Origin of the sequence: Blautia sp. DFI.1.216, assembly GCF_020594215.1 — a bacterium.
Classification (GTDB): Bacteria; Bacillota; Clostridia; order Lachnospirales; family Lachnospiraceae; genus Blautia_A; species Blautia_A wexlerae.
In genome coordinates, this window is the sequence record NZ_JAJDML010000038.1 from 13203 (window position 1) to 36654 (window position 23452).

The following is a 23452-nucleotide window of genomic DNA, read 5'->3' on the forward strand; positions in this document are numbered from 1 at the left end:
CGGTTTATGATATGATATCATTGTTCCGGCAGCTTCATGCTTATCTGCTTTTTATTATACTCTTAAATGCTTTCTTGTTGTAAAGAAACTTCCGATCAGTCCGATTCCGATTCCAAGTCCCAGACTTATTGGAAGTAATGTCTGGTAAATCTGCCATACCGGGATGAAATCCACCACACCTGTAAGCACATTAAACCTGGTCAGAATATAGGATATTGCCCCATTATAACAGAAATAAAGCACGATCAGCGGAACTGCTGCTCCGACCACCCCCAGAACCATGCCTTCCAGCAGGAATGGTGCTCTGACAAATGCGTCTGTAGCTCCTATGTATTTCATAATTCCGATCTCTTCTTTACGGACTGCAATACCCACAGATACCGTATTGCTGATCAGGAATATGGAGATAATAAGCAGTAATACAATGATGGCAATGGAAATATATGAAACCAACTTGTTGATATTTCCCAGTGTTTTTGCTGCTTCCTCAGACTGGTTGACTTTTCTTACATGTTTCAGTTCCTGTATATAGGAAACAAGTTCTGACTGCTTCGTGATGTCATTCATATACACACGATAATTGGCTGAATTTGCAAGAGGATTATCGTCCTTAAATCCGTCTGCTGCCTCTGAACCCTGGAAATACTGCTCTTTATATTCCTCCCAGGCTTCATCAGCTGACTGATACTCTATTTTCTCTACTTCCGGACGTGCCTTGATCTTCTTTCCGATTGCTTTGATCTGTTTGTTTGTAGTTCCCTCTTCAAAGAATACTGTGATCGGCACTTCCTGCTCTACCTTATGTGCAATATTATTCACATTATTGACAATGGAGAAAAAGATTCCAAACAGAAAAATACAGGCAGCCATGGTGATAATGGAAGCCAGGGAAAACATCCAGTTTCTTTTGATATTTTTGACACCCTGTTTCAGAGTGTACCAGATTGTACTAGGCCTCATGATATTCTCCCTCTTTCTCGTCACTTATAATAGAGCCCTCATGCATGGTCACAACACGTTTGCGCATGGAATTTACAATATCCTTGTTATGTGTAACAACCACTACTGTGGTTCCTCTGTCGTTGATCTGTTCCAGAAGCTTCATGATTTCTTCGGAAGTCTTCGGATCCAGGTTTCCTGTAGGCTCGTCTGCCAGAAGGATATCCGGACGGTTGACCAGCGCCCTTGCCAATGCAACTCTCTGCTGTTCTCCACCGGAAAGTTCATCCGGGAAGGATTTGTATTTGACAGCAAGTCCAACTTCCTGAAGTACCTCCGGGACACGTTTACGGATTACTCTTGTGGGACGGTTGACTACTCTCTGGGCAAACGCTACATTCTCATATACATTTCTGTCTTTCAGAAGACGGAAGTCCTGAAATACTACGCCCAGCTTACGGCGGTATTTGGCTACTCTTCTGTGTTTCATTCCTTCCAGACGTTCACCGCTTACGATGATCTGGCCGGATGTGGAATCCAGCTCTTTCATAAGAAGTTTGATCAGGGTTGTTTTTCCTGAACCACTGTTTCCTACTACAAAGACGAATTCACCTTTATCTATATGTAAGTTCGCATGGTTCACTGCCGGAAGGCCGGGACCATAGGACTTGCTTACATCTATAAGATCTATCATAGATTTTTCCTCCAATGGGTTAATGAATTTGTAACATTATTGTAATGTATGTTTTTGGGGATTGCAAGAGATTTTTGAGGATTCATAGAATGTTCACAGTAACGCAGCCAACATTCATTCCAAATTGCCTGCGGCAATGGAATTTTGGCTTGCATGTCTCAGGATATTGCATACCTTATCAATTGCAATCTCGATTTCTAACTATACACTGCAAGGCTGGATTTGTAAAGGTCAAAAATGCCTGCGTCAGCAATTAAAGCTGTGGCAGGCATTGAAAATTTTCCTTCTATTATAATATATCAGTATTCCAGTGTTTCCATATATTTCATATAACGTACTACCATGAGTGCAATCTTGAATGTAATGGCATCTTCAAAAACACGGAGATCAAGACCTGTACTCTTCTGGAGTTTATCGAGGCGATAGACCAGAGTGTTTCTATGGATGTAAAGCTGTCTGGATGTCTCTGAAACATTGAGGCTGTTCTCGAAGAACTTATCAATTGTGACCAGAGTCTCTTCGTCAAAGTCATCCGGGGATTTGCCGCCGAAGATTTCTTTGATAAACATCTTACAGAGTGGGATCGGGAGCTGGTAGATCAGTCGTCCGATTCCCAGAGAGCTGTATGCGATCACTTCTTTATCTCCGAAGAAAATCTTACCTACATCAAGAGCCATGCGGGCTTCTTTATAGGAGCGTGATACTTCTTTCAGTTCATTGACGATAGTACCGTATGCCATATGTGTCTTACCGTCATTTCCCATTCCAAGAGTATCAAGGATAGTATGTGCAAGCTGATCCATCTCAGGATAATTCTCACCATCTTCAAGTTCCTTGACTACGATAATACTTTTCTCATCTACTGCTGTGATAAAGTCTTTACTTTTACCGCCGAAAAGACTCTTCACGCTTTCCATGGAGCTGTGGTCTTTCTCCTGTGGCATTTCAAGGATCATGACTACGCGGCGGACATCTGCCTCAATGTGCAGTTTCTTCGCACGATTATAAATGTCAACAAGAAGCAGGTTGTCAAGAAGCAGGTTCTTGATAAAGCTGTCTTTGTCAAAGCGTTCTTTATACGCTACGATCAGATTCTGGATCTGAAAAGCGGCGAGCTTGCCAACCATATAAGTATCTTCATCGTCGCCATGGGCGACCAGTATATATTCCAGCTGATAGTCATCACAGACTTTAAAATACTGGAACCCCTTTACAAGCTGGCTGTCGGCCTGTGATTCTACGAAAGCCTGTACATCCTGTGTTGCAATGGAAAAATCTGCAAAAGTACTTGCAAGCACTTTGCCTTCTGTGTCGAGTACACAAAATTCTGTTCTGGAAATTTCTTTTAACCCTTCAAGAGTATTCTGAAGCACCTGATTCGATATCATCTGATTTCAATCCCTTCTCATCCTATAGTGTTTATTTTCCGTTTTAACTATAAAACCTTATACCTGTATTGTATTTTAATATATATTTACCAAAAATGAAAGAGGAAAGAGAAAAAAATTTACAATTTTTTATATATTTTTTTGTGTTACTTTTTTTCAATAAAACCTTCTCCATGAACTTCCCTGGCATCTGTCACTATCACAAAGGCTTCCGGATCAATTTCATCTACTTTTTCTTTAAGCATTACGATCTCTTTTTTATTTACCACGCAGAAAAGCATCAGTTTATCCTGTCCTGAGTACATTCCTCTGGCACTGATGCCTGTTACACCTCTGTCCAGATCTTTCATGATCATATCTGCTATTTCCTTTGGCTTTGCTGTAATGATATAGGCAGCTTTTGAGAATTTCAGACCTTCAATCAAACCGTCAGATACTTTTGTCACCAGATATACCGCAATAATCGCATAGAGTGCCTTGTGGATGCCAAACACATACATACCCACCAGTACAACGCCTGCATCTATAACCTGCATGATCTGTGCGATTGAATATTGCTGCAGATATTTCTGGATGATAGCTGCCATCATATCGGTTCCTCCGGTTGTTCCACCGCCCAGAAAGACAAGACCGATTCCCACACCCTGGATCACACCACCGTAAAGTGCGGCAAGAAGAAGATCATTGCCAGCAAGATTCCATACAGGTTCTATGGCAAGCCAGGTGGACAGAGCAATTTCTCCTATCAAAGCTTTTTTTACAAAGGAGAATCCATTAATCTTCCATCCGATCAGAAACAGTGGAATGTTCAAACCCATATTTGTTACCCAGAGAGGGATACCACCGTCAATGATTCCCTGACTCCCTGCTTTTATAATGATCGCGATACCTGAAAAGCCTCCGGTTACCATACCTGATGCATCAAATACGGAATTGATCGCCAGTGCCATTAATCCGGTTCCTGCTATGATCATCAGATATTCCAGAAGCTGTGATCTTTTTCCATTTACTAACTTCATTCATTCGCCTCCTTGTATTCTGTAAAAATAATATTTGTTTTATGCTTTCATGAATATCAGCCAGAGATACCGCTTTATCACTGTGCCGTAATTATTCTTCCATAAACTACAAGAACGGCAGCAATCCATGAAGGACTGCTCCCGCTCTTATTCTTACCTTATTTTTCAGGCTTATTGATAAAATTTACAAAATGATAACTCTCCATTATCTGGAAGTATTTAACGATCCTTGGATATAAAGGCTCTGCCTTCTCCCCAAATTCGTCTTTTACCAGTGCAGCAATATCTTCCACTGTTTTCCTGCCATCTATGAGTGGCCAGATAAATGTGCCATTGTCATCCAGATGTATCTTCGTATATCTGGGTTTTCCAAACAGCTTCTGGGCAATCGTGTTAAACGCGCCCTTATTCTCTATTTCCAGCACCATTCTCCCCCTGATATCAGTATGCCAGCGAAGCTGTGCACTGCGCTCAGGAATGAGATCCAGATAATTGATCTGTAATTCTTTTTTCTTTTTACTCATTTAAATATTATCATCTCCGCCTGATCAGGCTTTCTTCTTGTTCCAGATACTGAATTTCAGAAGGCTTAAGATCATAAGTAACATCAGGATCACGCCGCCTGCATTACCAAGGTTAATGCTTCCGGAGAGATCAAATACACTGCTTACGTTTACTACTGCAAGGATTGCAAGAAGGATACCTACAAGACCTTCACCTGCGATCATACCTGCACAATAAAGTGTACCGTCTGTTGCCTGTTCTTCTTTTTTCTTATCATCAACATTCTTTCTTCCGTCAACGAACATACGAACAACACCACCGATCATGATAGCAGCGTTGAGGTAGATTGGAAGGTAAAGACCGATAGCAAATGGCATAACCGGAATTCTTAAGATTTCCAGACCAATTGCAAGGAATACACCGATAAATACCAGTGTCCATGGAAGCTTGCCGCCCATGATACCTTCTACGATCATCTTCATCAGAGTTGCCTGAGGAGCAGGTACTTCTGCACTTCCGTATCCCCATGCAGTATTCAGAAGATAAAGAACACCACCGATAGCAAGACCGGCAGCAACAACACCGATAAGCTCACCGATCTGCTGTTTCTTAGGAGTTGCACCAAGAAGATAACCTGTCTTTAAATCCTGTGAAGTATCACCTGCGATTGCTGCTACAATACAGATTACGGAACCAATAGCAATTGCTGCTTTCATTCCGTCGATACCGGTATTGCCGGATGCTTTGATAATCATTGTTGCGATCAGAAGTGTAGCGATAGCCATACCTGATACAGGGTTGTTGGAGCTTCCTACAAGACCAACCATACGGGAAGATACAGTTGCAAAGAAGAAGCCGAAGATTACGATGATCAACGCACCGATCGGGTTAACCGGGATAGCCGGAACAAGCCAGATGATTGCAACCATTGCCACAATACCGATCAGAATAATGTTCATCGGAAGATCCTGTGCAGTTCTTTCTGTACTTGTATTCTTACCGCCCTTCATGCTCTTCATGGAATCACGGAAGGTTGCAATGATCAGAGGCAGGGATTTGATCAGAGAAATAATACCACCTGTTGCGATAGCTCCTGCTCCGATATATTTTACATAAGTACTCCAGATTTTAGATGCTCCGCCTGCTGCATAAAGAGCAGAAATTGTTTCTGTTCCGGGATACATAACTGTATCAGCTCCGAACAGACAGATTACCGGAATCAGCACCATCCAGCCAATAAGAGAACCAACAAACATAAAGGATGCGATTCTTGGTCCTACGATATATCCAACACCGAGAAGTGCAGGATAGCATTCCATACCAATTTCACCTTTGAATCCTTTAAATGCTACTGCAACGTCTGCAGGGATTACCTTTAAACCGTCAACGACAAATTTAAAGATCGCTGCGATTCCCATACCTGAGAATACTGTCGCAGCGTTTGCACCACCCTCTTCACCTGCAAGAAGAACATCTGCGCAGGCAGTTCCTTCAGGATAAAGAAGTGTTGCATGCTCTTTTACGATCAGTGCGTTACGAAGTGGTACCATAAAAAGTACACCAAGAACACCACCGCAAAGTGCGATTAATGTGATTTCCACGATACCCGGCATTTCACAAAGTCCTTCTTCTGCCCAAAGGAACAGAGCAGGCATTGTGAAAATTGCACCGGCTGCCAGTGATTCACCGGCTGAACCGATTGTCTGGACCATGTTGCTCTCCAGAATGGAGTTCTTTTTCATGATCTTGCGAATTACGCCCATGGAAATAACTGCTGCCGGAATGGAAGCAGATACAGTCATACCTACACGCAGACCAAGATAAGCATTGGCTGCACCGAAGATAACTGCAAGGATAACACCCATGATGATGGATGTCACCGTAAATTCAGGTGTGATCTTGTCAGCCGGAATATACGGTTTGAACTCTTTGTTTTCGTTCATGATTTCCTCTCCCTTTTGTATTGATTTATAAACATAGAACATTATAGCGAAATTTATACAAAAAGGCAAGGTGAAAAAACTGGTTTTTTATGCACTTTAATATATTAACGTGCTAACTCGATAATCTCTTAACATATCAACACGCTCAAACAGCATATTTTTGCCCTATTTTATCAGTCTATTCATCTGAATCCAACTGTTTAATCAGGTATCTCCCGACAATTCTGGAAAAATTCGAAATATCCCGGATATATGCGAAATCTTTGCCAAATATCTTTTTTTCTGTGGAAAGGTCTTTTTCTTCCCCTGCAAAGACTCCCAGAACACTTACTCCAAGGTTTCGCAGGTGCCGCACTTCTGTAGCAGTATCATTGATCGCATATTTTCCCATATAAGGTTCCGGGTTCTTTGCGTGAGGTCTGTTTACGATGACATCATATGGTTTTCCATCACTTAATACAATGAGGATTTTTTTCTCCTCAGATCTCTGAAGCAGACCGTATCCTGCGGTTTTGATAGCAAGTCCATCCCTGTTATTGGAAGAAGTTACATAATTAAAAATATTTTCATTAGCTGACTGTGGATCATCGTACTCACGGAATCTGTGAAGGATCGTATAGTCCCAGAATGTGCAGAAGCTCATGACACGGTGAGGCAGGTTTACATTACTTAATGCTTCACTGATGATATAAGCCTGTAATGCCACATCTCCCTGCCTGGACATCTGGGAACCGCTGGCATCGATCAGCACATCTACTACGAAATCAGATGCATCAGATTTCAATTCTCTTTTAAACAGATTTGCTTCACTGCTTCTGCCCACACGCCAGAGTCTGGACGGAATGATCGTTCCTCTGTCTGACAGTACTTCCTGCGTCTCGCTTTTCAGCACCAGTGTCTTTCGCAAAAGGTCTGTAAGGGATGCGATGTTCTGCTTTACAATCCTGTGTTTGTCATGGTAGAGCCAGATATTCTTATTCTTTAATCGCACTGCATATTCGTACTGATAATTTCGTTTCACCGGATTCTTGAGAATTCCTTCTGTAAAATAAAGGCTGCAGTCCCTGTGAAGTTCCCTGCACATCAGATAATTCATTCGCTTCTCTTCTGCTGGAGTGAGATAAGTTTTTCCGAAATTCAACTCAACATAGGTGTATGCTTTCTCAAGTTCTTCCTCTGTGAGAATTGTAATTTTGTGTTTGGTCTGGCGCTGTTTTTCCATTTCTTCAGTGACAGCAGTGTCTTCCATGTCCGTAATCTTATTTGTCATCTGTTCGATGTAACTCTCCAGAGCTTCCTCATAAAGTTCTTCTGTGAGAAAATCTTCCCAGTCGTATTCTGTCAGTTCTTCCAGGGTGACTGCCATAACCTGTTCCAGTGTTCCATGATCTTTCTCAAAATTCGGATCAATGATAGTATTGTAAAGACTGTCAATAATACGAATCAGTTCTATAGTGTCTGCAGCTGTTCTGGCTTTGTAAACCATGTCGCGGATTTTTCGAAGACGCTCTTCTACATAATGGTTTCCATTCTGTAAGCGGTCACGCAGGATGGCAATCTTCAATCGGCCAAGAATATCTCCGTATGCGGGCATCCGTTCAAACTCCTGATCCAGGATATCCTCGAATGCTTCCTTCTGCATCTCCCGGACTCCCGGACGCTCCTGACAGATTTTGTCCCCGATTGCTTCTTCTACACATAGCTGTGCTACTGCAGTCAGTTCTCCTTCTCCTGCCTGGCAGAAGACTTTTTTTACCAGATATAAACCCAGCAGATTCCTGTCATAATATTTTGCCAGAGCGCCCTGCTTGATGCCGTCATACAGAGCGATTGCTTTTGAGCGCAGATACAGGGAAACGTCTACTTTCATATTTAACGTGTAATCCCCGCTGATAGTCCAGAGGAGATTGCGGATCCTGTTTTCCAGTTCCAGACGATAATCGTCGATTTCTACGATTTTCTCATCTTTCATATACATCATCCCTTGTCCAGTCTGCCGGAATTCTGGTTTTCACAATATCCTCTACGATTTCTTTCTCGAAAATGTCAAAGGTCTTGTTCACCACTCCCATAGTAACTGCTTTTCTCGGAGAAAGTCCGGTTTCTACAATCTTCATGGCTGCAAGGAGACCTCGCAGATCCAGAGGTTTGGTGGAAATTTCACTGTTTGTGGCTTTGAGCTGAAGATCCAGGAATACTCCGATGAACTGTGTTCTGGCGTTTTCTTTTATATTCGGGAACATCCGGCGGAAAATAAATTCCAGGGATTCTTCAGTCTGAGCCGGCATGTCTATGACCAGAAATCTGGATACCAGCGCTTCATTGAGTTCTTTGGTTCCTGCATAACCGTAATTCATGGTTCCGATAAAACGGGCAGCCGGATGAAAATCAATTTTGTCATAGCCCGGAACATCGATGGAACGGCGATAATCCAAAGTTGCATGAAGAACGGAAACTGCATCGTTCTTTGCCATATTAATCTCGTCGAGGATTCCGAAACCACCGTATTCTGCACACTGATAGATAGTTCCTTTGCGGAGCTTAACTTCGTTGTCCACGAAAGTGTCTGTGCCAATCAGATCTCCGCTGTTAGTATTTACATGAAAAGAAACATTGTACGCGGGACGGTTGAAAATATATGCCAGGTTCTCTGCAAGGATATTTTTTCCTGTTGCCTTCGGACCGGTGAGTAATAGATTCTCCCCTTTGAGCAGTCCGGCAATGGCCATTTCCAGAATGTCTTTTCCGTAAAATGGAATGGATGGTTTCACAATCCTGCCTGCAGTCTCCGGTACCACCTCATACTGGCTGCGGAATTCTTCTACTCTCTTTATCAGTTCAGAGGCTACCTGCTGCTCCTCCAGAAATTTCAGTTCTTCCATTTAGTTCTCCTTTATATAACTATTATAGTCCAGTTTGTGTTATAGAAAAAGGCCGCTTATCTTTTACAGATTCACGACCCTTTTATTATAGCATTCTTCTTTATATTTTTACAACATTATACTTCAAATACAAGATCTCCATAAGATGGCATCGGCCACATTTCCTTATCTACGATCATTTCCAGTTCATCTACCGGCTCACGTAAAGCTTCCATTGCAGGAACCACCTTTTCTCTGCAGAATACGGCTCTGTCCCGTCCCTCTGCATATTCCGGGATCTTCTCAACCAGTTTGCTCAGCTTACTCATGGCACTGTTTGCAGCCTTTAAGAGTTTTGACGCTTTCTTAAGCAGGTCAAGCTGTACACTTACATCGATCAGCCCTTCGCCCGCTGTTTTCACTGTATTGATGGATTCGCCAAGAACAGTGGTATATCTGATAACTGCCGGAATAATCTGCTTGGTTGCCATGTCGATCATTGTCTTTGCTTCAATATTGATTGCTTTAGAATAAATCTCATATTTAATCTCTGCGCGTGATTCAAGCTCAGCTCTTGAGAATACATCAAAAGATTCAAAGAGTTTCACTGCCTTCTCTGTAGTAAGTGCAGGGATTGCATCCACCATGCTCGGAAGGATCGGAAGTCCGCGGCGTTTAGCTTCTTTCTCCCATTCCGGCGCATAGCCGTTTCCGTTAAATACGATCTTCTGATGATCTGTGGCATATTCTTTGATCAGGTCATGTACCGCCAGTTCGAAATCAGGAGCTTTTTCCAGACGGTCACATACTTCCTTAAATACTTCTGCCGTGATCGTATTCAGGACTACGTTACATGCGGAAATAGAATCTCTTGAGCCTACCATACGGAATTCAAATTTATTTCCTGTGAAAGCAAAAGGTGAAGTACGGTTACGGTCTGTAGCATCCTTCATGAAATCAGGCAGAGTCTTAACACCTGTTTCCAGCTTACTTCCCTTTTTACTGTGAGTTGCTGTTCCTGTGCTGACCAGCTGTTCCAGAACATCCTCCAGCTGCTCTCCAAGAAATACGGAAATCACTGCCGGCGGTGCTTCATGGCCGCCAAGTCTCTGGTCATTTCCCACATCTGCCGCAGATTCACGCAGAAGATCTGCATGTTCATCTACTGCTTTCAGGATACAGGTGAGGACCAGAAGGAACTGAATATTTTCATGAGGTGTTTTGCCCGGATCCAGAAGATTGATTCCGTCATCTGTGGTAAGAGACCAGTTGTTATGCTTACCGGAACCGTTCACACCTGCAAATGGTTTCTCATGAAGGACACAGCGCATTCCATGACGGCTGGCAACCTTTTTAAGGATACGCATCATCATCTGGTTCTGGTCTGCTGCGATATTGACCGGTGCATAGATCGGTGCAAGCTCATGCTGTGCAGGAGCAACCTCATTATGCTGTGTCTTTGCAGGAATTCCAAGCTTCCAGCATTCTTCATTTACCTCTTTCATGTATGCGGAAATTCTCTGACGGATACTTCCAAAGTAATGGTCATCCATTTCCTGTCCCTTCGGAGGCATAGCTCCAAAAAGAGTTCTGCCTGTATAGATCAGGTCTTTTCTCTGAAGCCATTTCTCTTTATCGATCAGGAAATATTCCTGCTCTGCTCCTACTGACGGAGTTACTTTCTTAGAAGTTGTATTTCCGAAAAGTCTCAGCAGACGGAGTGCCTGGGTGTTGATTGCTTCCATAGAACGAAGAAGTGGTGTCTTCTGGTCAAGTGCTTCTCCTGTATAGGAACAGAATGCAGTAGGAATACAGAGTGTTCCGCCTGCTGCATCATGACGCACAAAAGCCGGTGATGTACAGTCCCATGCTGTATATCCTCTCGCCTCAAAAGTTGCTCTTAATCCACCGGACGGGAAAGAAGATGCATCCGGTTCACCTTTGATCAGTTCTTTTCCGGAGAAAGACATCAGGACCTTGCCGTTATCCATCGGAGCTGTGATAAAGGCATCATGTTTCTCTGCTGTCACACCTGTAAGGGGCTGGAACCAGTGGCTGTAATGTGTGGCACCTTTCTCGATGGCCCATTCTTTCATCTCGTGTGCTACTACATCCGCAATTTCCATAGACAGTTCCTTGCCTTCTTCTATGGTTTTTTTCAATTCTTTGTAGATCTTCTTCGGAAGTCGTGCCTGCATGACGGAATCATTAAACACATCACATCCAAAAGTCTCTACTACATTGATATACTCACCCATTTTATTTCTCCTTTTTATTTATTAACGGGGAAATTCCAATTGATCTGGTTTCCTCATTTTTTGTACTTTTCAGATACAGATTCAGTGCTTCGTGGCAGTTTTCAATCTCTATCTGTGTATGACTGCCGCCGTATTCACCGTCCAGAGTCCATGGTACCGGTTCTTCTGAGGTAATGGTCACCCTGGCTGATTTAAAAGAATGGATCAGATCTGTATTGTCCTCTGCTGTCAGCATTGCAGTCATGATCTCCTGCAATTCCAGCGGATTCTTCGGTCTTGTGATCATGGTGACTTCAAAAAGTCCGTCATTCATATCCACGTTCTTGCCTGTAAGGTTCTTGAACCCTCCCACTGAACGGGAATTGGTGATCATTCCAAAGATGAAGTCATCCTCCACAGTTAATTCTTCGGATTCAATTCTCATATGGTATGATTTGATATCAAAAAGGCGTTTCACTCCCTCAAGAAGATAGGCTACATGGCCAAGGATATTCTTGAGATCCTGATCTGTCTGATAGGCTACATCTGTGAAAAGACCGAAAGCTGCTATATATGTAAAGCTCTGGTTATTGAATCTGCCGATGTCACAGTGATAAAGTTTCTCTTCCATGATCATGGAAGCGGCATCTGTCATGCTTTTCGGCATAAAGAGACTGTTTGCAAAGTCGTTGGTGCTTCCTGCCGGAATGTATCCGATGGGAATGGAACTCTTCTTTTCCATTACTCCGGTAACCACCTCATCAAGAGTCCCGTCTCCGCCGCTGCATACGATAAGATCTACTTTGGATTCGTATTCTTTGGCTTTCTCGTAGGCATCTTTTGGTTTCTGTGTGGAATAGATAATGACTTCATAACCGCCTTTGTTGAAAATATCTACTATATCAAGCAGGTTTGTTTTGATCTTGCCTTTGCCTGCCTTGGGATTGAAAACAAAGAGCATTTTTTTGTTCATTTCGAGCAACTCTCCTTTTTTCAGGGTTTAAATGCGTAGTTTTCAGAGTACGCAGATTTCTATTTATATAATATAAGAAAAAAGGGTGGAAAAGTCAATGGGGTTTGGCGGGCAAAAAAATTGGGGACGTCAGGAAATATTTTTGGTTTCAGGTGCGGTTTCGCGGGCTAATAACTCTAGGTGTGTGGAAATCTGCTAAAAACATTCAAAAATTACTCAAACTCGCTTCGCTCAGACAGTGAGCAATTTTTGAATAACGCAGATTCCCACGCACCAAGAGTTACTACGCCCACTGCAAATGCACCTGAAACCAAAAATATTTCCTGCCTGTTGGCTGGCTGCGGGACTGCCGGGCTGTTACTGCTCACTTCGTTCACAGTAATGCGCCTTGCAACGACAGGCTATGCAGATGAGATTTTCTCACAGAAAATTTTGCAGGATGGTAACGCATGAACCGGGACTGGTGAATAGTTGCAATTTTTCTAAATTTTTTATGGCAAGTTATATTTTGGCGTGATAAAATGGGGATTGTATTTATTAGGTAATTGTAAAACGAAAAACCAGTATTTTCAATAGGTTCAGAGTTTCGCAAATGCCTATTGTATTTATTATAGAAAGGATTTCTTATTTATATGATTAAATTGATTGCTTCAGATATAGATGGGACTCTGGTGAAGGATGGGACTCTGGCGATTGACAGGGAGTATATGGAGGTTATCGGAAGGCTGATTGATAAGGGGATTGTGTTTGTGGCATGCTCCGGACGGCAGTACAGAAGTGAAAGAAAACTGTTTACCCCTGTCGCAGACAGACTGCTTTATATCTCTGACGGAGGAACTGTTGTACGGACTCCGAAGGAGATTCTGAAAGTGGATACTCTGCCGGACGAAATCTGGAAAGGAATGTGTTCTATGGTAAGAGAGGATATGCCTTCCTGTGATTATTTTATTTCCACACCTGAACGCTGTTTCGCAGAAGACGGAGGCAGCCAGATGTTTCACTGGCTGAGAGATTCTTACGGATATGATATCCATGAAGTTCCGGAAATGTTAAAACTCGAGGGGCAGCAGGTAAACAAATTTGCTGTCTACCACCCCAACGCCTGTGAGGAAATGTGCGCCCCTTTATTCACTCCCACCTGGAAAGCCAAAACAGTTATGGCTGCCGCCGGCAAGGAATGGATGGACTGTACTGCCCCAGGTTCCGGCAAAGGTCCTTCCGTTGCTTTCCTTCAGGAATATCTGGGAATTTCACCTGACGAAACCTGCACTTTCGGAGATAACCTCAACGATATTGAAATGCTTCAGAATGCCGGTCTCAGCTACGCAGTCTCCAACTCCCGCCCCGAAGTCCGGGCTGCCGCCAAAAATACCTGCCCGCCCTACTGGGAAAACGGAGTTCTGCAGATTCTGAAATCTTTCTTATAAAAGATACGAATTACTCCAGTTCATACCAATACACAGCGCAAAAACATATTTCATTTCGTGTGCATTTGCAGGAGTCTTAGAACTTCTTAGCTGATAAAAATATGCGTTATAAGAAAAATGACCCACTGTCTGAGCCGCAGCATGCGGCGAGTTTGGGTCATTTTTCTTATGTTTTTAGCATATTTTTAGCAGCTTAGAAGTTCTTAGGCTTCGAAACCGCACACGAAATGAAATATGTTTCTGCGCGTCCCTCTTCAACTCCTAAGCTTCCATTACAGCATCTTTCATAGACTTCACATACTCTTTCACATACGGTACACAGTCCGCACCATGTTCTGCACACAACTTCACAATTGCAGATCCTACAATTGCTCCGTCCGACTGTGCTGCCATCTTCTTCGCCTGCTCCGGCGTAGAAATACCAAATCCCACAGCACATGGAATATCCTTCACAGCCTTCACTAACTTCACCATAGCTCCAATATCCGTAGTAATATTAGTTCTTGTTCCTGTAACACCAAGCGAAGAAACACAATACACAAACCCTTCCGCATCCTTCGCAATCTGTGCGACCCTCTCATGAGAAGTCGGCGCGATCAGAGAGATCAGATCAATACCGTGTTTCTTACATACACTGTCAAACTCTTCTTTTTCCTCAAATGGCACATCTGGCAGAATCAAACCATCCATTCCGATTTCTGCAGCTGTTTTAATAAACCGCTCCGTTCCGTAAGAAAATACCACGTTTGCATAAGTCATAAACACCATAGGAACAGAACTGTTCTTTCTGATCTTTACCACCATGTCAAATACCTTGTCTGTAGTCACACCACCTGAAAGTGCTCTCACATTTGCTCTCTGGATCACCGGTCCCTCTGCTGTAGGATCAGAAAACGGGATTCCAAGCTCGATCAGGTCTGCACCAGCTTCCTCCATTGCATGGACAAGCTGCTCTGTCACTTCCAGAGACGGATCTCCACAGGTAATAAACGGGATAAATGCCTTTCCTTTTTCAAATGCTTCTGTAATTCTCTTATTCATGGATATCCTCCCCTCTGTAACGCGCGATTGCTGCGCAGTCCTTATCTCCACGTCCGGAAATTGTAATGACCACGATCTGGTCTTTTCTCATCTGCGGAACAATTTTCTTTGCGTAAGCTACTGCATGAGCACTCTCAATGGCAGGAATGATTCCCTCTGTTCTGGAGAGATATTCAAATGCTTCTACTGCTTCTTCGTCTGTGACAGGTACATATTCTGCACGTCCTGTATCATAGAGATGCGCATGTTCCGGTCCGATTCCCGGATAATCCAGACCTGCGGAAATGGAATATACAGGTGCGATCTGACCATATTCATCCTGGCAGAAATAAGATTTCATTCCATGGAAGATTCCCAGTTTGCCGGTTGCAATGGTAGCTGCTGTCTCTGCCGTATTTACGCCACGTCCTGCTGCCTCGCATCCGATCAGACGGACATCTTTGTCATTGATAAAATTGTAGAATGTTCCGATCGCATTGGATCCGCCACCTACACATGCAAGAACTGCATCCGGAAGTCTGCCCTCTTTTTCAAGGATCTGCTCTTTAATTTCTTTGGAGATCACTGCCTGAAAATCGCGAACAATTGTAGGGAACGGATGAGGTCCCATTACAGAACCAAGTACATAATGTGTATCGGAAATACGGTTTGTCCACTCTCTCATTGTCTCGGAAACAGCATCCTTCAGTGTTGCAGTACCGGAAGTAACTGCATTGACCTTTGCACCCAGAAGACGCATTCTGTATACATTTAATGCCTGACGTTCTGTGTCTTCTTTTCCCATGAAGATTTCACATTCCATACCCATAAGAGCTGCTGCTGTTGCTGTTGCCACACCATGCTGACCTGCGCCTGTTTCTGCAATGACACGGGTCTTGCCCATTTTTTTTGCAAGAAGTACCTGACCAAGTACATTGTTGATTTTGTGAGCACCTGTATGGTTTAAATCTTCTCTCTTTAAGTATACTTTTGCTCCACCCAGATCTTCTGTCATGTGAGATGCAAAGTAGAGACGGGATGGCCTTCCTGCATATTCGTTCAGAAGCTCTGTAAGCTCTGCGTTAAACTCCGGGTCATCTTTATAGTGATTGTAGGCTTCTTCCAGTTCAATGACAGCATTCATCAGTGTTTCCGGAATGTACTGTCCTCCATGGATGCCGAATCTTCCTTTTGACATCTGTATATGTCCTCCTTTTATGTATGTAATCCCTGGCCTGTCAGATGGTCGGTCAGAGTATTCTATATTCTTTCTGATTTTATATGCACCAGTTGAACTGCCTTCAAAATCTTATCTCTGTCTTTCATTCCATCCGTCTCCACACTACTGCTCAGATCTACTGCATAAGGATGAATAGTCCGGACGGCTGTTTCCAGATTATCTGCACCCAGTCCTCCTGCCAGGAAAAACGGTCTGTCTATCTCCGGGATCAGTGACCAGTCAAAGGTCTGTCCGGTTCCACCGCCACCCTGATCAAGCAGTATATAATCTGCCGGACTTTTCAGGGCTTTTTCAATATCCTGAGCTGTTTTTACGGAAAAGGCCTTTATAACCTGATGACCTGTATTCTTTTGGATTCTCCGTATATATGCCTCATCTTCCTGTCCATGAAGCTGTGCAATATGGATAGTTCCGTCAAGAAGCAGTTCCTCCACACGCTCAGGTGCTGCATTTACAAAAACACCTACAGGGATAATGTCCGGATTAAGTTTTGCAGTAAGTTCTCTCACCAATGCACCTGTAACATTTCTGCTGCTCTTCGGAAATTCTATGATAAATCCGCAGTAATCAGGTTTTGCTTCATTTACATAGGTAATGTCTTCCGGGCGTTTCAGACCACAGATTTTGATTTTGGTTCTTTGCTGTTGTTCTCTGGTCATATTCTATCCTCTCAGATAACATTCGATCTTTCAGCGTAACGGGCTGCTATTCAGGCTTTCCAGCGCTGCTTTCTTGTCCGGACTTCGCATCAGTGTTTCCCCGATCAGTACCGCATCCACTTTATTCTCATAAAGAAGCCGGATATCCTCCGGGGTGCGGATTCCGCTCTCGGAAACAAAAACCACATTGTCCGGTGCCATTTTTCTCAGGCGAATGCTGTTGTTCATATCTACCTGAAAAGTTCTCAGATCCCGGTTATTGACTCCCACGATCTCTGCCCCGAGATTTAAGGCTCTGTCCACTTCGTACTCATCGTGTGCTTCTACCAGTGCATCCAGTCCCAGCTCTTTTGCAAGCTGTCTGTATGCTCTTAATTCTCCGTCATCCAGGATGGCGCAGATAAGCAATACCGCGGAAGCACCAAGGGATTTCGCCTGATAGATCATATACTCATCTACTGTAAAATCCTTGCGGAGTACAGGTATCTGTACAGCGGCTGAGATTTCTCTCAGATACTGGTCTGCTCCCTGGAAATAAAAAGGTTCTGTGAGACAGGAGATTGCACTTGCACCTGCCTGTTCATATTCCTTTGCAATTGCCAGATATGGAAAATCCGGTGCAATCAGTCCCTTTGAGGGGGAGGCTTTCTTTACCTCGCAGATATAGGACATACCGTCTTTTTGTAATGCCTGGAGAAATGTGATTTTCTGCCCTGCATTTTTATTTACTTCCTGAATCCGGTTCTCCAGCTCCGAAACAGAAATACAGGATTTTTCTTTTGCAATTCTTTCTCTTGTTCTGGCTGCTATTTCTTCTAATATATTCTTCATAATCTCTATGATTTTTCTGTAACTGTTCTGTATATCCACAGTCAGCAGATTACCGGACAGTTACAGATTTCCTTTACATTAGTAATTGGGGGTTGCTTTTTATTTATTTGTCTCTTCTACAAATTCTTCCAGTTTTTTCAGTGCTGCACCGCTGTCGATGAGGGATTCTGCCAGCTTCACTCCTTCTTCTATGGAAGCGGCTTTTCCTGCAATATAGAGTGCTGCACCTGCATTTAAACATACCGCCTGACGCTTCGGACCTTTTTCCTCACCTTTCAGGATTGCTTTTGTGATCTCTGCGTTTTCTGCAGGTGTACCACCTGTCAGGGCACCCTTCTCACATCTCTCATATCCAAACTGTTCCGGTGTGATCTCATAGGAAGTAAATTTGCCATCCCTGATCTCACATACAGAAGTAGGTGCGCACATGGAAATCTCATCCAGACTGTCCTGTCCATAGACAACCATTCCTCTGTTAACGCCCAGATTTGCCATAACCTGTGCCAGTGGCTCCACCAGTGACTGATCGTAAACTCCCATCAGTTCCATGTTTGCACCTGCCGGATTACTTAACGGTCCAAGAATGTTAAATACAGTACGGATTCCTAGCTCTTTACGAATCGGTGCCACATATTTCATTGCAATGTGATAATTCTGCGCAAACAGGAAGCAGATGTTGATCTTTTTCAGGATCTCTGCACTGCGTTCCGGCGTCAGTGTAATCTTCACTCCCAGTGCTTCCAGAACATCTGCTGCACCGGATTTGGAGGATGCTGCCCTGTTTCCATGTTTTGCAACCGGAACACCGCCTGCTGCGATCACCAGAGAAGAAGTAGTAGAAATATTGAAGGAATTAGAACCGTCTCCGCCGGTACCCACGATTTCAAGCACATCCAGGTTGTGGAGAAGTTTGATACAGTGAGCTCTCATTCCTGCTGCGGAAGCTGTGATCTCATCAATTGTCTCTCCTTTTAAAGCTAATGCAGTAAGATAAGCAGACATCTGTACAGGTGTTGCCTGACCGCTCATAATCTCGTCCATTACAGCTTCTGCTTCCGCATAAGCTAAATCCTGTTTCTTTGATAATTTAATAATGGCTTCCTTAATCATTTCTCACTACCTCCATAAAGTTCTCTATCATCACTCTACCGTCCGGTGTCATTACCGATTCAGGATGAAACTGTACTCCGAACACAGGATATTTTGTATGTTCCACTGCCATGACCTCTCCGTCCTCTGACTCTGCTGTCACCTTAAGTTCTGCAGGCAGGGTATCCTTTAACGCTGCCAGGGAATGATATCTGGCTGCTGCAAAGGTATCCGGCAGACCCTTAAAAAGCTGACTTTCTCCTGTTTTATACATCAGTTTTTTCTTTCCATGCATCAGCTCTTTTGCATAGGAAACTATTCCTCCAAAGGCTTCGCAGATGGACTGATGTCCCAGGCACACACCCAGGATGGGGATTTTTCCTGCAAATTCTTTAATCATCGGAATACAGATACCTGCATCCTCCGGTCTTCCCGGACCAGGAGATAAAATGATGGCTTCCGGTTTCATCTCTGCGATTTCTTCCAGTGTACACTCATCGTTTCTCACTACTTTGATGTCCGGTTCCACTGTGCCGATGAGCTGATATAAGTTATAGGAAAAGCTGTCATAATTATCGATTAGTAATATCATTCTAATCCCTCCTGTGCCTGTTCAATTGCCTGTACCACTGCTCTTGCCTTGTTGCAGCATTCCTGGAATTCCTTTTCCGGTACACTGTCTGCCACGATTCCGGCACCTGAACGGATACAGATTTCTCCGTTTTTCTTGTAAACCAGGCGGATGGCAATACAGGTATCCAGGTTTCCTGCAAAATCCAGATATCCGATGGCGCCTCCGTAAATGCCTCGTTTGCTCTGTTCCAGTTCCTCGATGATCTGGCAGGCTCTGAATTTGGGTGCTCCGGAAAGGGTTCCTGCCGGAAGGATTGCGTCCACTGCATCCACAGCATCTTTATCATCCCGGATAATCCCTGTTACTGTAGAGCCCAGATGCATTACATGGGAAAAACGTTCTACGCAGAGATACTTTTCTACTTTTACAGTTCCGATCTTGCTGATCTTTCCAATATCGTTTCTTCCCAGGTCTACCAGCATATTGTGTTCTGCCAGCTCTTTCTCATCTTTCAGAAGTCCCTCTTCAAGTTCTTTATCCTCTTCTCTTGTCTTTCCTCTTGGTCTGGTTCCTGCCAGAGGGAAGGTACTTAAGGTGCCATTTTCCAGCTTCGCAAGGGTTTCCGGGGAAGCACCTGCCAGTTCAATGTCATCACTGGAGAAATAAAACATATAAGGAGAAGGATTAGATGCCCGAAGAACCCGGTAAGTATCAAACAGGCTTCCTGTTGCTTTCGCACGCATGGGATTGGAAAGTACTACCTGGAAAATATCACCTTCTCTGATGTAATGTTTGGCTTTCTCCACCATCTCTGCATATTTTTCTTTCGGAAATTTCGGCTGTATTTCTGACTGAAGTCTCAGCGGTTCAAATTCCATATGCTCCCCGTTTCGGATCAGCTGCACCATTTCCTCCAACTTCTTTACTGCTTTCTCGTAGGAAGCTTCCAGATCATCTGCCATCACACCTGTGATCAGAAGTACTTTCTGTCTGAAATGGTCAAATACGATCACCTGATCAAAAAGCATTAAATCCATGTCCCTGAAATCCTGCTGTTCCCTGTCCTCCAGTTTCAGCTTTGGTTCACTGTATTTGATATAATCGTAGGAGAAATATCCTACCAGACCGCCTGTAAAAGGAGGCATCTTTTCCATTACCGGAGTTTTATATTTCCGGATGATTTCTCTGAGAGTATCACCGGGATGTGTGACCTGCCTTACGGTTTCCTCTGTTTTTCCCTCAGCATCGGTTGTCCGGATCTTCAATGTTCTGTCGGTACAGGTAATCTCCATGGACGGTTCATACCCCAGAAAAGAATACCTGCCCCACACTTCTGTCTGGCTGGCACTTTCCAGCAGGTAACAATGGCGGCTGGCTTTTCGCAAAATGCGCATAACCTCTACCGGTGTATATCTGTCTGCATAAAGTTCTCTGCACAGAGGAATACGACGATATTCATTTGTCTGTGCAAGCTGCCTGATGGTTTCTAATGTTGGATACATGGAAACACCTCCTGTGATTAATTCAGTTTCTGCCAAGAACATAAAAAAGCCCGCCCTTGACAGAATTATCTTTTCTGTCAAGGACGAGCGTATATACTTCACCCGCGGTGCCACCTTGATTTACGGTTTGAACCGTACTCTTTGCGAAATACCTTCATATTCCCGGCAACTGACGTATGCCTCACGTCACAGGATACTTAGTCTGCTCTGTAATCTTCAACCTTTCACTGTGCCCTCAGCGGCCCATTTGGCAGACTGCATTTCCACCCGGCTCTCACCTTCCCGGATTCTCTGTGCGCGCATGACTGCTTTGACTTCCGCTTCATCGGTTTAATCTGTTAAATTTATACTTAATTTACCACCGTAAACTATATTTGTCAACCCTGAATTTCATTCAATAACATATTTTTATCATTATCAGTTACTGTTCACACGTCACTATCCCGAGACATACCGTGCGAATTTATGCGAATAGCATAAATTAAGTTTGCAAAGCAAACGATACTCCTTGGGCTTTGCACAAGAAGGTTCATATTTCCTGCATTGCGAAGCGTGTTGCTGTGAACAGAGTGAACAGTAACCATTATCAGGAAATTCATTACAGATATCTGCAGTCTGCTTTCACCACATATCTGCACCAGATAATCATTCACTATAATCTGAATAAAAGCGCAAAACCAGATATTCCCGGTTTCACGCTTTTTATTGTTTTACTTATTCACTTTCGAACACTCCCAGTGTGCCGCTATTTCTTCTGTGTCTCTTTTCTCTTCATGTCAAGAATCTCTTCTGCGATCTCAACTTCGGATTTCTCATCTGGTGGAAGCACAATATTCAGAATGATAGCAAACAGTGCTGCAGGTACAATTCCTGAACCACCGAAGATCAGTGTGATTGCCTGCGGCATATGTGCAAGGACTGCTGAGTTTGCCCCAAGTCCATAGCCAAGACCAAGTGCAACGGAGACAATTGTTACGTTTCTCGGAGTTACCGGCCATTTTGTGATAAGCTGGATACCGCTGACAACAATAGATGAGAACATCATAACTGCCGCACCGCCCAGTACGCTCTGAGGCATGATGGAGATCAGTGCTGCAAGCTTCGGAAACAGACCACATGCGATAAGGAAAATACCGCCTGTTGCAATTGAGAAACGGTTTACAACCTTGTTCATTGCAACCAGACCTACGTTCTGGCTGAAAGAAGTATTCGGAAGTACGCCAAATACTGCTGCCAGTGAAGATCCAAGGCCATCACACATAACGCCGCCGGAAAGCTCTTTGTCTGTAGCTTCTCTTCCAAGACCGCCCTCTGTGATACCGGAAATATCACCTACAGTCTCTACAGCTGTTACAATAAACATGATGCAGATCGGAACGATTGCCCTTGCATCAAATACCCATTTGACAGGCATAATCTTCGGCACTGCAAACCAGGATGCGCTTGCTACTTTATCCCAGTTAAGAACCCAGGATTTGGTAGCTTCTACTGTTGCACCTGCATCATCCACATAGGTAAATGTGGTAGGAAGAACTGCTGCCATAATACTTACCAGCACATATCCTACGATAATACCGATCAGAATTGATGCAAAGCTTGTAAATCCTTTCGTCCCATGTTTTAATACGACAATTACAACCAGAACTACAAAACCTACAAACAGATTCTCCAGAGAACCGTAGTCCTTAGCGGAACTTCCGCCTCCAAAAGAACTGATACCAACAGCGATCAGTGAAAGACCGATTGATAATACAACGGTTCCTGTTACAACTGACGGAAAAAATTTTCTCAGTGGTTTCAGGAAGCTTCCCAGTACAGTTTCAAAAAGACCGCCGATAAAGGATGCCGCCATGATCGCACCATACGCAACCACTCCATTACCCATGACTCCTGCAACGCTCTGGCATACGCCAATAAAACCGGAACTGGTTCCCATAACGATGGGGAGTTTACCACCCACAGGTCCTATGGTAAATACCTGAACCAAAGTTACAATACCTGCGATCAGCATGGCATTCTGCAGAAGTGCTACCTGCAGTTCTCCGCCGGCTTCGATTCCACAGGCTGCTGTGATGATCAGAAGCGGTGTAAGGTTACCTACGAACATAGCCAGCACATGCTGCAAACCAAGAGGAATCGCCAGCTTCAGTGGCGGCCTTCCATCAAGGTCGTAGGGTGTTACTGTGTTTTTCTCTTGTTTCTCCATTCCTTTCCCTCTCTTTCGTGAATGTTGATGTGATTCGGCAAAAGGTTTTACAATAGCGATTTTTCCTATAATCAAAAACAAGGCAGTTATCCTTTTTTGAATAACCACCCTGTTATCATTTCATACTACTGTCATTACAATGAACTTTTGCTTTCACCTTTTTGCATTATAAAGGATTTTGGGGATTATGGCAATAGTAAAAAGAAATTTTGTATATTTTTGTATGAATATGCCGGCAACATAAAAAAGCCTGTAAACCTTTCACTCGATTTACAGACTCATCTTTCGTGTAGTAGCGAGAGGGGGATTCGAACCCTCGACACCACGGGTATGAACCGTGTGCTCT

Annotated in this window: 20 protein-coding genes; 2 read left to right on the plus strand and 18 right to left on the minus strand. The window is 43.6% G+C overall.

The features are described 5' to 3' along the window. Positions 1-54: 54 nt before the first annotated feature. From ftsX to LJE11_RS13690, 10 genes are all read right to left on the minus strand, one after another. Positions 55-960: a permease-like cell division protein FtsX gene (ftsX, locus tag LJE11_RS13645; RefSeq protein WP_008707359.1), complete on the minus strand. Its 906-nt coding sequence runs from the start codon at positions 958-960 to the stop codon at positions 55-57. Beyond that, complete coding sequence (gene ftsE / locus LJE11_RS13650) at positions 950-1633, minus strand: cell division ATP-binding protein FtsE (RefSeq protein WP_008707358.1); 684 nt, start codon at positions 1631-1633, stop codon at positions 950-952. Before ftsE ends, ftsX begins: the two co-directional genes overlap by 11 nt. A gap of 299 nt (positions 1634-1932) precedes the next feature. Beyond that, positions 1933-3021, minus strand: a complete 1089-nt coding sequence (locus LJE11_RS13655; protein ID WP_008707357.1) for a PucR family transcriptional regulator — start codon at positions 3019-3021, stop codon at positions 1933-1935. 146 nt (positions 3022-3167) lie between these two features. After that, entirely contained in the window at positions 3168-4040 is an 873-nt protein-coding gene (locus LJE11_RS13660; protein ID WP_062807911.1) for a YitT family protein, read from the minus strand. 158 nt (positions 4041-4198) lie between these two features. Further along, complete coding sequence (locus tag LJE11_RS13665) at positions 4199-4564, minus strand: PqqD family protein (RefSeq protein WP_008707355.1); 366 nt, start codon at positions 4562-4564, stop codon at positions 4199-4201. A gap of 24 nt (positions 4565-4588) precedes the next feature. Next, positions 4589-6487: an OPT family oligopeptide transporter gene (locus LJE11_RS13670; protein WP_055052543.1), complete on the minus strand. Its 1899-nt coding sequence runs from the start codon at positions 6485-6487 to the stop codon at positions 4589-4591. Positions 6488-6665: 178 nt separating this feature from the next. After that, complete coding sequence (locus tag LJE11_RS13675; RefSeq protein ID WP_173701238.1) at positions 6666-8459, minus strand: cobaltochelatase CobT-related protein; 1794 nt, start codon at positions 8457-8459, stop codon at positions 6666-6668. Further along, positions 8449-9369 carry an AAA family ATPase gene (locus LJE11_RS13680; RefSeq protein ID WP_227296103.1) on the minus strand — a complete coding sequence of 307 codons (921 nt, stop codon included), beginning with the start codon at positions 9367-9369 and terminating at the stop codon, positions 8449-8451. The genes LJE11_RS13675 and LJE11_RS13680 overlap by 11 nt, the downstream gene beginning before the upstream one ends. 116 nt (positions 9370-9485) lie before the next feature. After that, entirely contained in the window at positions 9486-11606 is a 2121-nt protein-coding gene (locus LJE11_RS13685; protein ID WP_022380145.1) for a glutamine synthetase III family protein, read from the minus strand. Position 11607: 1 nt separating this feature from the next. Next, on the minus strand, positions 11608-12558 hold the full coding sequence (locus LJE11_RS13690) for a diacylglycerol/lipid kinase family protein (protein ID WP_008707346.1): 951 nt from the start codon (positions 12556-12558) through the stop codon (positions 11608-11610). 249 nt (positions 12559-12807) lie between these two features. Between LJE11_RS13690 and LJE11_RS13695 the strand changes: the two genes are divergently transcribed. Both LJE11_RS13695 and LJE11_RS13700 read left to right on the plus strand, forming a co-directional pair. Continuing rightward, entirely contained in the window at positions 12808-13011 is a 204-nt protein-coding gene (locus LJE11_RS13695) for a hypothetical protein (RefSeq protein WP_227296104.1), read from the plus strand. A gap of 179 nt (positions 13012-13190) precedes the next feature. Further along, entirely contained in the window at positions 13191-13985 is a 795-nt protein-coding gene (locus tag LJE11_RS13700; RefSeq protein ID WP_227296106.1) for a Cof-type HAD-IIB family hydrolase, read from the plus strand. 261 nt (positions 13986-14246) lie between these two features. On the opposite strand, the gene trpA is transcribed toward LJE11_RS13700, so the two are convergent. The 8 genes from trpA to LJE11_RS13740 form a co-directional block, all read right to left on the minus strand. Beyond that, positions 14247-15026: a tryptophan synthase subunit alpha gene (trpA, locus tag LJE11_RS13705; RefSeq protein ID WP_227296108.1), complete on the minus strand. Its 780-nt coding sequence runs from the start codon at positions 15024-15026 to the stop codon at positions 14247-14249. Then, positions 15019-16203 carry a tryptophan synthase subunit beta gene (gene trpB / locus LJE11_RS13710; RefSeq protein WP_055058796.1) on the minus strand — a complete coding sequence of 395 codons (1185 nt, stop codon included), beginning with the start codon at positions 16201-16203 and terminating at the stop codon, positions 15019-15021. Before trpB ends, trpA begins: the two co-directional genes overlap by 8 nt. Before the next feature lie 62 nt (positions 16204-16265). Then, entirely contained in the window at positions 16266-16904 is a 639-nt protein-coding gene (locus tag LJE11_RS13715) for a phosphoribosylanthranilate isomerase (RefSeq protein WP_227296109.1), read from the minus strand. 30 nt (positions 16905-16934) lie between these two features. Further along, positions 16935-17735 (minus strand): indole-3-glycerol phosphate synthase TrpC, encoded by an 801-nt coding sequence (gene trpC / locus LJE11_RS13720; RefSeq protein WP_173698394.1) that lies wholly within the window; start codon positions 17733-17735, stop codon positions 16935-16937. 99 nt (positions 17736-17834) lie between these two features. Continuing rightward, positions 17835-18845, minus strand: coding sequence for an anthranilate phosphoribosyltransferase (gene trpD / locus LJE11_RS13725; protein WP_062807918.1), 1011 nt, complete (start codon positions 18843-18845; stop codon positions 17835-17837). Then, a complete protein-coding gene (locus LJE11_RS13730) occupies positions 18838-19416 on the minus strand; it encodes an anthranilate synthase component II (RefSeq protein ID WP_227296111.1) in 579 nt (192 codons plus the stop codon). Before LJE11_RS13730 ends, trpD begins: the two co-directional genes overlap by 8 nt. Then, a complete protein-coding gene (trpE, locus tag LJE11_RS13735) occupies positions 19413-20900 on the minus strand; it encodes an anthranilate synthase component I (protein WP_227296112.1) in 1488 nt (495 codons plus the stop codon). The genes LJE11_RS13730 and trpE overlap by 4 nt, the downstream gene beginning before the upstream one ends. A gap of 745 nt (positions 20901-21645) precedes the next feature. Then, the gene (locus LJE11_RS13740; protein WP_173698392.1) at positions 21646-23106 is read right to left on the minus strand and encodes a uracil-xanthine permease family protein; all 1461 of its coding nucleotides are present in this window, start codon (positions 23104-23106) and stop codon (positions 21646-21648) included. Between the last annotated feature and the right edge of the window lie 346 nt (positions 23107-23452).